Raw genomic sequence first — 12,068 nt, forward strand, 5'->3', positions numbered from 1 at the left:
GTAATGGTTTCAAACTGGTACTGATGGGGAGAAGGTTCTTTGAGCATGGCAGTCAGTCCGTTTTTTGCACTGACCTTATTAGATCAAAGTCCTGGCCTCACGGCCAGGACTTTGTCATCAATCTGAGACGCTTTCGCGTCTTTTTTTCACTGCGTTTTTGCACCGAATCTAGATGTGCAACTCTTGCAGCTTATCTTTCGGCAGTGCCAGCTCTTCGTTATGGTTCACTACCACGCCGTGCTCAAGAATATGCTTGGCGATTTCCTGCGCCTCTTCCAGCGAGTGCATATGGTAGGTACCGCACTGGAACTCATTGAGTTCAGGGATCTTGCGCTGGTCAGTCACCTTCAGCACGTCAGCCATCGCGGCTTGCCAGGCATCGGCCACGCGCTGCTCTTCCGGTACGCCAATCAGGCTCATATAAAAGCCGGTACGGCAGCCCATTGGCGAGATATCGATGATCTCCACGCCGTTACCGTTCAGATGGTCGCGCATGAAGCCAGCGAACAGATGTTCCAAGGTATGGATCCCACGCTCTGGCATCACTTCCAGATTCGGGCGACAGAAACGCAGATCGAATACGGTGATGGTATCCCCATGAGGGGTTTGCATGGTTTTAGCAACGCGGACAGCCGGCGCCGCCATGCGAGTATGATCTACGGTAAAGCTATCCAGCAGTGGCATGTCATCACCTCTTGGTAAAATGAATTTATTTCGAAACTTTTTTCGTACCGATGAAACCTTTTCCAACCCTGCGGGTCTTAATCTATGAAAGACGCGCATTTGTTATCATCATCACTGTTTTCAGAGATGTGTATTTGGCCACAGTGATGTGGCCTTTTTCTTTTTCAGCCCCCGCCGTTTTCCTTCAGGAACTGTTCAAAGCTTAGCGTATCACTGGCTTCTATGTCGCGCTGGCGTTGCCACGAGGCCTGCTGCTCCTGAGCGAGTTGCTCTTCGGTCAGCAGTTCCAACGGCTCCTCTATCAGCATTTTGCGATATTTTTCCGCCAGTTCCAGGCCAACGTTACCGGTGCCTTGCGCTTTCATTTCCTTGAGGATACGGGCCGAGAACGTCAGCTCCGGATCGTCAAACGCCGCCACCAGTTGTTCACACACCTGCTGATATTGTCGATCGCCCGCTTCGCTATCCAACACCTCGGCCACGCGCTTCAAATCGCCAAACAGCGCTTTGCCGACCTTATCCAACGGTTCACGGGTATCGTTACAGCCGATGCCGATGGTCTGGCCTGGCTTACGCCCTTCCAAAATCACCCGGTTCCAGTTTTTACGGGTGCACAGCAACTCATCGCTGCTCATTTCTGGCGCATCCGCCAATACGCACCACACCAGGAACAGATCCAGGAAACGCGCCTGTACCGCATCCACACCGATTGGCGAGAATGGGTTGATGTCCAGCGAGCGCACCTCGATATATTCGATACCGCCGCGTAACAGCGCATCTGACGGCGTCTCACCGCTGTGGGTGACGCGTTTTGGCCGGATCGGGGCATAGAGTTCGTTTTCGATCTGCAACACGTTGCTGTTCAGTTGCAGATAGCGATCGCCCTCTTTCACTCCCAGCTTGGCATAGTCTTCTGAAGGCGTCGCAATAGCGCGTTTCAGACCTTGCACATAGGTTTGCAGATCGTTAAAGGTAATGCCCAGATTGCTCTGCGACTTATTGGTATAGCCCAGATCGCTCAGGCGCAGCGAGGTGGCATAAGGCAAATAGCACATGCCCCGTTCATTGCGCTCAAACGGCAAATCGGTTTCCCGGCCTTTGAGGAACGAGGAACAGATGGCTGGCGATGCCCCGAACAGATATGGGATCACCCAACCAAAGCGGTAGTAGTTGCGGATCAGGCGGAAATATCCCGCAGAGATCTGCTCTTTACCACTCTCTTCATCCTCAACGCCAGCCCACGCCTGCCAAAACTCCAGCGGCAGGGAGAAGTTGTAGTGCACACCGGAAATGGTTTGCATCAACGCACCGTAGCGGTTCTTCAACCCTTCCCGGTACAGCGTTTTCATCCGGCCAATATTGGAGGTGCCAAACTGCGCCAGCTCGATATCCTGCTCGGCGTTGATAAAGCACGGCATGCTCAGTGGCCACATGCGCTCATCACCCAGATTACGCGCTACGTGACGATGGATGTCACGCAGGAACGTCAGCAAGTGATCGAGGTCATCATCAACCGGTGTAATAAATTCTAACAGCGCCTCGGCAAAGTCCGTAGTGATCCAATGGTGCGTTAATGCCGCCCCCAGTTGTTCTGGATGACCCGTGCTGGCTAGCGTGCCATCTGCGGTTACCCGCAGTGTTTCACGCTCAATACCGCGCCGGATCCCTTTTAATGCATGAGGGTGGGCTTCCAACCAAGAAAGCGCCTGTGATACGTCCGGGATCAAATTGACCTCCCGCTTCTAAAAACGATAGCTGTAAGCATACTGAATCCGCTCCCTAGAGAATATTGAGTTATATTCACTTGGTTAATGCCACCAGGCGATACCCTGCAGCGTAATCATCGTCAAGATGATGTAACGCAACGCTTTTCCGATACACAGAAACAGCGTGACAAAGCCCCATGGCATGCGCAGCCAGCCTGCCAACACGCACAATAAATCGCCCACAACCGGCACCCAACTGAGCAACAGCGCAGCCGGGCCAAAGCGTTGTAACCAACCAAGAGCCGTTTCCAGCCCGCGTTGTGGTTTCAACGCCGGTAACAGGCGCCCGATAATGACGTTGGTCAACCCACCCAGGGTATTTCCCAACGTTGCAGCCAGCACCAGTAAACCTGGTGAAGCGCTGCTGTTGGTCAACAACGCAACCAACACGATCTCTGAATTGCCAGGCAACAGCGTCGCACTAAGGAAGCTGCTGCCAAACAGCGACATGACCGCCAGCGTACTACTCACAGCGTGCGAACGTCTACCACGGCCATATTGGCGCTTCTGGCGGCCTGAATGCCGAATTCGGCATCTTCAAACACCACGCAGTGCTCAGGAGGCACGCCAATCAACTCCGCACAGCGCAGGAAGGTATCCGGCTCCGGCTTGTGGCGTTGAACATCATCAGCCCCGACGATGGCATCAAAGCAGTCGAATAGCCCTAAATGACGCAGCAACATCTCCGCCATCCGGTGCTCACTGCCCGTCCCTACCGCCATGGGACGGCGGCCATGATAAGACTTCACCACCTCAATCAGCGGTAACGGACGCACCGTGTCTAATAGCATGCTTTCTACCGCGCGGGTTTTCTCGGCGGCCAGTTGATGAGGATCAAGATCGGCCTGATGTGCGGCAATCACCGCCTGAGCAATGCGCCAGGTAGGTGAACCGTTCAGCCCTGTCATGGCGGCCGCATCAAACTTCATTCCGTAACGTGCCAACACCTCGTGCCACGCCTTGAGATGCGTTGGCTCGGTGTCCAGAATGGTACCGTCCATGTCGAAGATCAGACCCTGATAGCGATCGTACATCGTGACTCCATGACCATTGAGCAAAGAAAGCTACTTTAGCGTAAAGCCGAAAGGTTGTCGCTGCCAGAGCATGACGGAAAATGCGGTGTAGATAAGAGGTTGCGTAAGACAGAAAACAGAAGGTGGGAACTTAGAAATGAAAAGTAAAAAACCCGCCGAAGCGGGTTTCTCTAAGAAGATGGTGCATCCAGGAGGATTCGAACCTCCGACCGCTCGGTTCGTAGCCGAGTACTCTATCCAGCTGAGCTATGGATGCAATCTAATTTTTGTAGCGAATTTGTTTCGTTCCGTGAAACGTCACTGAAGAATGGTGCATCCAGGAGGATTCGAACCTCCGACCGCTCGGTTCGTAGCCGAGTACTCTATCCAGCTGAGCTATGGATGCACAGGAATTCTTTTTTGATACCGTATGGTATGTCGTTACTACCCCACCATACTGCAAAATATGGTGCATCCAGGAGGATTCGAACCTCCGACCGCTCGGTTCGTAGCCGAGTACTCTATCCAGCTGAGCTATGGATGCAAATGGCGGTGAGGCGGGGATTCGAACCCCGGATGCAGCTTTTGACCGCATACTCCCTTAGCAGGGGAGCGCCTTCAGCCTCTCGGCCACCTCACCAGTACGCTTCTTGCGAATCGTGCCTAACTTGCTTTAGAGAAGCTCATCGGCACTGCGTGGCGCACATATTACTTTCGTGGGTTTATAAGTCAAACAATTTTTCCCAACTCTCGCGCGTTTGCACAAATCACAGGCAACATGAGTGATTTCGCGGCAAAAAGAGTGCTTTATCAACAAGAAAATGCCGTGCTACCGCGGATAGGAGTTTGATCGCAGGGGAAAGTTATTGGCAAAAAAATGGGGGGAGATAACAGTTAGTGTGAAAAGAAGGGGGAAAGCGGGTCAAGAAAAGCAAGAAGCGTCTCGTTGTAGAACGAGACGCTACTTAGAAATCAGTAAGTCGTCTGTTGAGACTTCTCGGCCTGGATGCGCTGGTAGATTTCTTCGCGGTGAACAGACACCTCTTTGGGGGCATTCACACCAATACGAACTTGGTTGCCTTTAACCCCTAGCACTGTGACCGTAACCTCATCGCCAATCATGAGGGTTTCACCAACTCGACGAGTCAGAATTAACATTCTTTGCTCCTTGAAAGATTAAAAGAGTCGGGTCTCTCAGTTTCCCCGCCATTATCCATTATATGCAGTGAAAACGTAAGTCAAGAACCCACAATAAATGTAAGCAGACTTGGTGTCACTCCAGATTAAGAATAAGTTTAGCCGACCTGGAAAACTTTGTTCCCGCAATTGTCACTACATTGTGTTAGCACAGTCTAAAAACGCCATAAGCCACAGTGGCTTACGGCGTCAGTAACGCGCCTATTTATTTATATTCACAGTTTCGCGGCCACCCAGGCCTCTACGCTGTTTAATGCCGCAGGCAAGGCGTTGGCATCACTGCCCCCAGCCATTGCCATATCAGGGCGTCCACCGCCCTTGCCGCCAACCTGCTGTGCGATGTTGCCGATCAGCTCGCCGGCCTTAACCCGGTCGGTCAGATCTTTGGTAACACCCGCAATCAGGCTGACTTTGCCTTCTTCCACCGTGGCCAACACGATGATCGCAGAACCCAGCTGATTTTTAAGATCGTCAACCATGGTACGCATGATCTTCGGCTCAACGTTATCCAGCTGGCTGACCAGCAGCTTCACGCCATTGACCAGCTTGGCTTGACTCGACAGCGAAGCACTTTCCTGCGCAGCTTGCTGATCTTTCAGCTGTTGCAGCTCTTTTTCCAGCGCGCGAGTGCGATCGAGTACCGCACGCACCTTATCAGTCAGGTTATTGCTGTCACCCTTCACCAGGTGAGCAACATCCTGTAACAAGTCACTCTGTTGATGCAAGGTCGCTATCGCCCCTTCCCCCGTCACAGCTTCAATACGACGGATACCGGCTGCGGTACCAGACTCACTCTGGATGCGGAACAGGCCGATGTCACCGGTACGGTTAGCATGCGTACCGCCACACAGTTCGGTGGAGAAATCGCCCATGGTCAGCACACGCACGTGATCATCGTACTTCTCGCCGAACAGCGCCATAGCGCCCTTCTCTTTGGCATCATCCAACGCCATCACTTCGGTCTGGACCGACAGGTTACGACGGATCTGCTGGTTAACCAAATCTTCTACCGCGCGGATTTGTTCTGGCTTCATCGCTTCGGAGTGCGAGAAGTCAAAACGCAGGTACTTGTCGTTAACCAACGAGCCTTTTTGCGCTACGTGCTCACCCAGGATCTGGCGCAATGCCGCATGCAGCAGGTGAGTGGCGGAGTGGTTCAGGCGGATACGGTTACGGCGTTCGCTGTCGATTACCGCATCAACGCGGTCATTCAGCTTCAGCGAGCCGCTAGCCAGCTTGCCCAGGTGACCGATAGCCTGGCCATATTTCTGCGCATCGCTCACGACGAACTCGCTGCCAGCCGCTTTCAGCAAGCCTTTATCGCCGACCTGGCCACCCGACTCGCCATAGAATGGCGTTTCGTCCAGCACCACCACGGCCTCTTCACCCGCATGGATCTCATCCACCGGCTGACCATCACGGAACAGAGCGGTCACTTTCGCCTGTTGCTCTTCGCGATCGTAACCATTGAACTGGCTTGCGCCGTCAACACGGATCAGGCTGTTGTAGTCCGCGCCAAAACCGCTGGACTCACGCGCACGGCGGCGTTGAGCCTCCATGGCTTGCTCAAAACCCTGCTCATCAACCTTAAGGCCACGCTCACGGCAGACGTCAGCGGTCAGATCCACTGGGAAACCGTAGGTATCATACAAACGGAATGCCGTTTCGCCATCCAGGGTATCGCCCTGCAGCTTGGCCAGTTCGTCATCCAGCAGCGCCAAACCGCGCTCCAGCGTACGGGCAAACTGTTCTTCTTCGGATTTCAGTACCTGCTCAACCTGTGCCTGCTGGCGTTTCAGTTCTTCGGCAGCCGGGCCCATCACTTCGATCAACGGAGCAACCAGCTTGTAGAAGAAGGTATCCTTCGCGCCCAACATGTTGCCATGACGGATCGCGCGGCGAATGATACGGCGCAGCACGTAGCCACGGTTTTCATTCGACGGGATCACGCCATCGGCGATCAGGAAGGCACAAGAACGGATATGGTCCGCAATCACGCGCAGCGACTTGTTACCCATATCGGTTGCGCCGGTCAGTTTAGCGACGGCGGCAATCAGGGTGGTGAACAGATCGATTTCGTAGTTGGAATTGACATGTTGCAGCACCGCAGCGATACGCTCGAGGCCCATACCGGTATCCACCGAAGGCTTCGGCAGCGGCAGCATGGTACCATCCGACTGACGGTTGAACTGCATGAACACGATGTTCCAGATCTCGATATAGCGATCGCCATCTTCTTCCGGGCTACCCGGAGGGCCACCCCAGATATGGTCGCCGTGATCGAAGAAGATCTCGGTGCACGGGCCGCATGGGCCGGTGTCGCCCATCTGCCAGAAGTTATCGGAAGCAAAGGCCGCGCCTTTGTTATCGCCGATGCGGATGATACGTTCCGCAGGCACGCCAATCTGTTTTTGCCAGATGTCGAAGGCTTCGTCATCGGTCTCATAGACGGTGACCCACAGCTTTTCTTTCGGCAGGTTGAACCAGTTTTCACCGGTCAGTAGTTCCCACGCGTAGCTGATGGCATCGTGCTTGAAATAGTCACCGAAGCTGAAGTTGCCCAACATCTCAAAGAAAGTATGGTGACGGGCGGTATAGCCGACGTTTTCCAGATCGTTGTGCTTGCCACCGGCACGCACGCAACGCTGTGAAGTGGTGGCACGCGAGTAGGCGCGCTTGTCCAGCCCCAGGAAAACGTCTTTAAATTGGTTCATGCCGGCATTGGTAAACAGCAATGTCGGATCATTGTTAGGTACCAGGGAGCTGCTTGCTACAACCTGGTGGCCTTTACTATGAAAGAAATCGAGAAACGCTTGACGGATCTCAGCGGTGCTCTTGCTCATAATTTTCCCGGAAAGACTAGAATAACGATGCGTGAAAGAGGCTCGACATCCTGACGATATCCTCTGGTTCACGAACTAAATGTGGGGATAAGATAAATTTTCTTCGGGGGGAAGTAAAACGCCGTGTGCATTCATTGCGCAAAATCACGGTAAATCGACTGAATTTCCTCCTGGAAGAAGCCGCGATAGAGCAGATAGCGCAACACCTTGGCCTTCTCTTTCCATTCTACCGGTAACGGATCGCCAAATTTGCGCAGCGCGATCTCCCTGGCTTGCTCACACCAGTCAATTTCGCATTCCGCCAAGGCGTCCTGCACCATCTCTTTATCTACGCCCTTTTGCATCAGTTCTGAGCGAATACGTTGCGCGCCATATCCCTTGCGGCTGCGGCTGGCGATAAAGCTATTGGCGAAACGCCGATCGTCCAGCCAGTTATGCTGGTAGCAATAGCTAATCACCTGTTCAATGATTACAGGATCGACGGGTTCTTCGGGGGGTTCTGTAGGGGATTTGCTACCGAATCTGGCGTTCGCCATAAATGGTGGCGCCGCAAGTTTGCGGCGCAGTTCGGCTTCACTATGATCGCGTTGGGACAATAGCCGCATCGCACGGCTAATCAACGTATTTTGCTGATTACCTGAAGGCTGGAAGCCTACGTCATTCATATCTGCAAGCCTTGGTGATCGGTATACGCCCTAAGGGGCGTATACCCACCGGCAAAGATTAAAACTCTTCGCTGGTTTCTGCTTCGTTGTCATCGGCCTTCTCGGCACTGGCAGCAGCCGGTTCACCATTGCTGTGCAGCAACAGGTCACGCAGTTTTTTATCCAGTTCCGCAGCAATGGCCGGGTTTTCTTTCAGGAAGTTACAGGCATTGGACTTACCCTGACCGATCTTCTCACCGTTGTAGCTGTACCAGGCACCGGCCTTCTCGATCATTTTGTGTTTCACACCCAGATCGACCAGTTCGCCACGGCTGTTGATCCCTTCGCCATACAGGATCTGGAACTCTGCCTGTTTGAACGGTGCAGCGATTTTGTTCTTCACCACTTTCACGCGGGTTTCGCTGCCGATCACTTCATCACCTTCTTTGATCGCACCGATACGGCGGATATCCAGACGGACAGAAGCGTAGAACTTCAGGGCATTACCCCCGGTGGTGGTTTCCGGGTTACCGAACATCACGCCAATTTTCATACGGATCTGGTTGATGAAGATCAGCAAGGTGTTGGCGTTCTTCAGGTTACCGGCCAATTTACGCATGGCCTGGCTCATCATACGTGCCGCCAGCCCCATATGTGAGTCACCGATTTCACCTTCGATTTCCGCCTTCGGCGTCAGCGCCGCTACGGAGTCGACGATGATGACGTCAACCGCGCCAGAACGGGTCAGCGCATCACAGATTTCCAGCGCCTGCTCACCGGTATCCGGCTGAGAACACAGCAGGTTATCGATATCCACGCCCAGTTTCTTGGCGTAGATAGGATCCAGCGCATGTTCGGCATCGATAAACGCACAGGTTTTACCTTCGCGCTGCGCAGCGGCAATAACTTGCAGAGTCAGGGTGGTTTTACCGGAGGATTCCGGGCCATAAATCTCGACGATACGGCCCATTGGCAAGCCGCCTGCGCCCAGTGCGATATCAAGTGACAGCGAGCCGGTGGAGATCGTTTCTACGTCCATGGAGCGGTCTTCACCCAGACGCATGATGGAGCCTTTGCCGAACTGTTTCTCAATCTGGCCCAGTGCTGCAGCTAACGCCTTTTGCTTGTTCTCATCAATAGCCATTTTTGCTCCTTCGTTGCGCAATGTCAGAGTGACTCACATTGCCGCTGAATGTATGTTGTGCAGGAAATTGTCGCTAATTATACTGTATGGTCATACAGTATCAAGCCTAATTTTACAAAAATTCATCAAGCGCCGTTTGCAGCGCAAAAAGGGTTGCCTGCAGGCGCACCGCATCGCGATCGCCGGTAAATTGCATTTTGCGCGCCAGCACCCGGCCGGAACGTTCGGCAAAACCAAACCAGACGGTACCTACTGGTTTTTCCACACTGCCACCGTCTGGGCCGGCAATGCCACTGACCGACAGCGCCAGATCGGCTTTGGCCGCGTGCATCGCGCCCTGCGCCATCTCGCGCACCACTTCCTCACTGACCGCGCCATGAGCCTGCAAGGTCGCTTCCGCCACCCCTAACAGTTCGTGCTTTGCCGCGTTGCTGTAAGTGACAAAGCCGCGATCGAAATAGGCCGAGCTGCCGGCGATATCGGTAATTGCCTTGGCAATACCGCCGCCCGTACAGGACTCCGCGCAGCTGATCCAACGCCCATTGGCCTTTAGCCTTTGTCCGACGGCAATACTGAGCTCACGCAACCGCTTCTCACTCATGGCCTCTCCATTAATCAATGGTTTATAAAACTGCAGACATTCCCCAACAGGCTCACAACGTAAAGGGTACTGCTAGACGGGCGCAGCATGCAGCGCCCCTACGGTCGAATATGTGTGTCTTCTGCCAATTCAGCAACATTGTCACTTTGTCAGCAATCAAGGTATATGCGCCTGATGGTAGCATTTATCAAGCCTCTACGGCATTTTACCGGCCGAAATGCCATGCGCTTCGCAGCGCTACGGTTTTAAGCCGTTGTACTAACTGCTAGTATCGGGGATACGTCCAGCTTGTTGCGGCAAACCCGTTTGCCTCAATCTTCGACCAAAACAGGAAGGCCGAGTGAAAAAAACGTTAGGTGTATTCTTTCCGCTGTATACCACCACCCTGCTGATGCTGTTGGGTTCAGGGTTACTGACCACCTACATTTCCCTGCGGTTAACCTCCATCAACGTCAGTGGCGCCCTGATCGGGGCCATTATCGCCGCCAACTACATCGGCCTGGTGATCGGCGGCAAGGTCGGCCACTTTCTGATTGCTCGCGTAGGGCATATCCGCGCCTATGTCTCCTGCGCCGGGATCATTACCGCAGCGGTGCTAGGCCACGGCCTGACGGAATACATCCCGGTTTGGGTGGTGCTACGGCTGATTATCGGCCTGTGTATGATGTGTCAGTACATGGTGCTGGAGAGCTGGCTGAACGATCAGTCCGAATCCAATCAGCGCGGCATGGTATTCGGCTTTTATATGGCGGCCTCCTACCTTGGCATGTCGCTGGGGCAGATCGTGCTTATGTTACAAGCCAACCTTGGCATCAGCACGCTGCTGCTCATCGCGCTGTGTTTTTCCCTCTGCCTGGTGCCGATCGCCCTGACAACCCGCACCAATGCCCGGCATATGTCGCCCGCCCCCATGGAGCTACGCTATTTTGTGCATGCTATCCCTAAAGTGTTGGCCACCACGCTGGTGATCGGCATGGTGGTAGGCTCCTTCTACGGGCTGGCGCCGGTATATGCCAGCCAGCAGGCATTAACCACTCAGCAAACCGGTCTGTTTATGGCCATTGCTATCTTTGCCGGGCTGGTGGCGCAGTTTCCGCTGAGCTGGTTGTCAGACCGATACAACCGCACGCTGCTGATGCGGGTTAACGCCCTGCTGCTGGTGATTGCCGCCTTACCACTGGCCCTATTGCCCCATATCGATTTCCCGGTGTTACTGATCGTCGGCTTCATGGTCAGCATGTTGCAGTTCACGCTGTATCCGTTGGCAGTAGCGTTGGCCAACGACATGATTGAGCCAGAACGCCGCGTCTCCCTGGCCGCCTGTCTGCTCATGGCATTTGGCGTGGGGGCCAGCATCGGGCCGCTGGCCGTCGGTGCGCTGATCCAGCCTTTGGGTGGGAATATCCTGTACGTGTTTTTCGCGCTGTGTGGTCTATTGATTATGGCCTGTAGCAGAACGGTCAAACAGGATGAGTCGCAGTTTGTACAGGATGCGCCTGTGCCCCATATCGCCATGCCAGACAGCCTCTCCAGTTCCCCACTTTCCCCGGCATTAAACCCGACGTTCGATGAGCAGACCATTCAAGATACGATGCCAGCGCCAGAGGCCGCTCCCGATCCGCTAGCAGAAGCTCCATTGGCGGAACCTCTGCCGGAAGAAGAGCCAGCCCAGCCTCAAGGTGCAGATCCCGAAGACGACACCGGGCTGAAAAAAGCCTACACCATGCTATAAATTGGCCAGGCATGGCCCGCCATGCCTCTCCACCTCACAATATGAAGATTTTCTTATGACGCATAGAGAAATCAGTAGCATAACTAATAAATAAAAAGTATTAGCCTCACACTTTCAAAAAACACCTCTTTATTAGCCCGCAAAGATATGCCATTAAAATCTGTAACAACCGTTAGTTTTGTAATGTAATTATCTTATTTACCCCACCCGGTAGCACCACTTATAAAATAAGTAAAACCTTTAGAATAAAAATTTTAAGCCATTGATTACAATTAGGTAACTCCATAATAACGGCTAATTTAAATGGTGGGGCAAATACAAATTATCTAATTTAAAATTAAAACACCCTGCTGGATTAAGAAACCATCAATTATCCATGGGTACTTACCCACTTTGGTAAATATGAATTTTTATCAATAGCTAATCCGCACAATAATCATTGCT

10 protein-coding genes and 4 tRNA genes are annotated in these 12,068 nt (G+C 53.3%); 1 reads left to right on the top strand and 13 read right to left on the bottom strand.

Annotated elements, in window-relative coordinates; all coding sequences use genetic code 11:
- Positions 1-168: 168 nt before the first annotated feature.
- The 13 genes from luxS to pncC form a co-directional block, all read right to left on the bottom strand.
- Positions 169-684 (bottom strand): S-ribosylhomocysteine lyase, encoded by a 516-nt coding sequence (luxS, locus tag ACMV5I_RS21430; protein ID WP_021182180.1) that lies wholly within the window; start codon positions 682-684, stop codon positions 169-171.
- A 164-nt stretch (positions 685-848) separates the two neighbouring features.
- Positions 849-2,411, bottom strand: coding sequence for a glutamate--cysteine ligase (gene gshA, locus ACMV5I_RS21435; RefSeq protein WP_121608802.1), 1,563 nt, complete (start codon positions 2,409-2,411; stop codon positions 849-851).
- 81 nt (positions 2,412-2,492) lie between these two features.
- Positions 2,493-2,921, bottom strand: a complete 429-nt coding sequence (locus ACMV5I_RS21440) for a YqaA family protein (RefSeq protein WP_039996317.1) — start codon at positions 2,919-2,921, stop codon at positions 2,493-2,495.
- On the bottom strand, positions 2,918-3,484 hold the full coding sequence (yqaB, locus tag ACMV5I_RS21445; RefSeq protein ID WP_121608801.1) for a fructose-1-phosphate/6-phosphogluconate phosphatase: 567 nt from the start codon (positions 3,482-3,484) through the stop codon (positions 2,918-2,920). Before yqaB ends, ACMV5I_RS21440 begins: the two co-directional genes overlap by 4 nt.
- A 179-nt stretch (positions 3,485-3,663) precedes the next feature.
- A tRNA-Arg gene (locus ACMV5I_RS21450) sits at positions 3,664-3,740 on the bottom strand.
- A 52-nt stretch (positions 3,741-3,792) separates the two neighbouring features.
- Positions 3,793-3,869 (bottom strand) — tRNA-Arg (locus tag ACMV5I_RS21455).
- A 61-nt stretch (positions 3,870-3,930) separates the two neighbouring features.
- A tRNA-Arg gene (locus ACMV5I_RS21460) sits at positions 3,931-4,007 on the bottom strand.
- Positions 4,008-4,010: 3 nt separating this feature from the next.
- Positions 4,011-4,103: transfer RNA gene (locus ACMV5I_RS21465), tRNA-Ser, on the bottom strand.
- Positions 4,104-4,435: 332 nt separating this feature from the next.
- Positions 4,436-4,621, bottom strand: coding sequence for a carbon storage regulator CsrA (csrA, locus tag ACMV5I_RS21470; protein WP_004091602.1), 186 nt, complete (start codon positions 4,619-4,621; stop codon positions 4,436-4,438).
- A gap of 254 nt (positions 4,622-4,875) precedes the next feature.
- Complete coding sequence (gene alaS / locus ACMV5I_RS21475; protein WP_414825218.1) at positions 4,876-7,503, bottom strand: alanine--tRNA ligase; 2,628 nt, start codon at positions 7,501-7,503, stop codon at positions 4,876-4,878.
- Positions 7,504-7,634: 131 nt separating this feature from the next.
- Positions 7,635-8,168 carry a recombination regulator RecX gene (recX, locus tag ACMV5I_RS21480; protein ID WP_414825219.1) on the bottom strand — a complete coding sequence of 178 codons (534 nt, stop codon included), beginning with the start codon at positions 8,166-8,168 and terminating at the stop codon, positions 7,635-7,637.
- Between the two features lie 58 nt (positions 8,169-8,226).
- Entirely contained in the window at positions 8,227-9,291 is a 1,065-nt protein-coding gene (gene recA, locus ACMV5I_RS21485) for a recombinase RecA (RefSeq protein WP_065686951.1), read from the bottom strand.
- A 112-nt stretch (positions 9,292-9,403) separates the two neighbouring features.
- Positions 9,404-9,892, bottom strand: coding sequence for a nicotinamide-nucleotide amidase (gene pncC, locus ACMV5I_RS21490; RefSeq protein ID WP_059199884.1), 489 nt, complete (start codon positions 9,890-9,892; stop codon positions 9,404-9,406).
- A 340-nt stretch (positions 9,893-10,232) separates the two neighbouring features.
- Here pncC and ACMV5I_RS21495 point away from each other — a divergent pair, with 340 nt between their 5' ends.
- Entirely contained in the window at positions 10,233-11,624 is a 1,392-nt protein-coding gene (locus ACMV5I_RS21495) for an MFS transporter (protein ID WP_202671586.1), read from the top strand.
- Positions 11,625-12,068: the final 444 nt, after the last annotated feature.

This window comes from Serratia sp. T13T92 (genome assembly GCF_047530105.1).
GTDB lineage: Bacteria > Pseudomonadota > Gammaproteobacteria > Enterobacterales > Enterobacteriaceae > Chania > Chania fonticola.

Bases quoted from the DNA above. Each gene is read 5' to 3' on its own strand.
- luxS (WP_021182180.1), bottom strand. From the start codon at position 684: ATGCCACTGCTGGATAGCTTTACCGTAGATCATACTCGCATGGCGGCG.
- yqaB (WP_121608801.1), bottom strand. From the start codon at position 3,484: ATGTACGATCGCTATCAGGGTCTGATCTTCGACATGGACGGTACCATT.
- csrA (WP_004091602.1), bottom strand. From the start codon at position 4,621: ATGTTAATTCTGACTCGTCGAGTTGGTGAAACCCTCATGATTGGCGAT.
- alaS (WP_414825218.1), bottom strand. From the start codon at position 7,503: ATGAGCAAGAGCACCGCTGAGATCCGTCAAGCGTTTCTCGATTTCTTT.
- recX (WP_414825219.1), bottom strand. From the start codon at position 8,168: ATGAATGACGTAGGCTTCCAGCCTTCAGGTAATCAGCAAAATACGTTG.
- recA (WP_065686951.1), bottom strand. From the start codon at position 9,291: ATGGCTATTGATGAGAACAAGCAAAAGGCGTTAGCTGCAGCACTGGGC.
- pncC (WP_059199884.1), bottom strand. From the start codon at position 9,892: ATGAGTGAGAAGCGGTTGCGTGAGCTCAGTATTGCCGTCGGACAAAGG.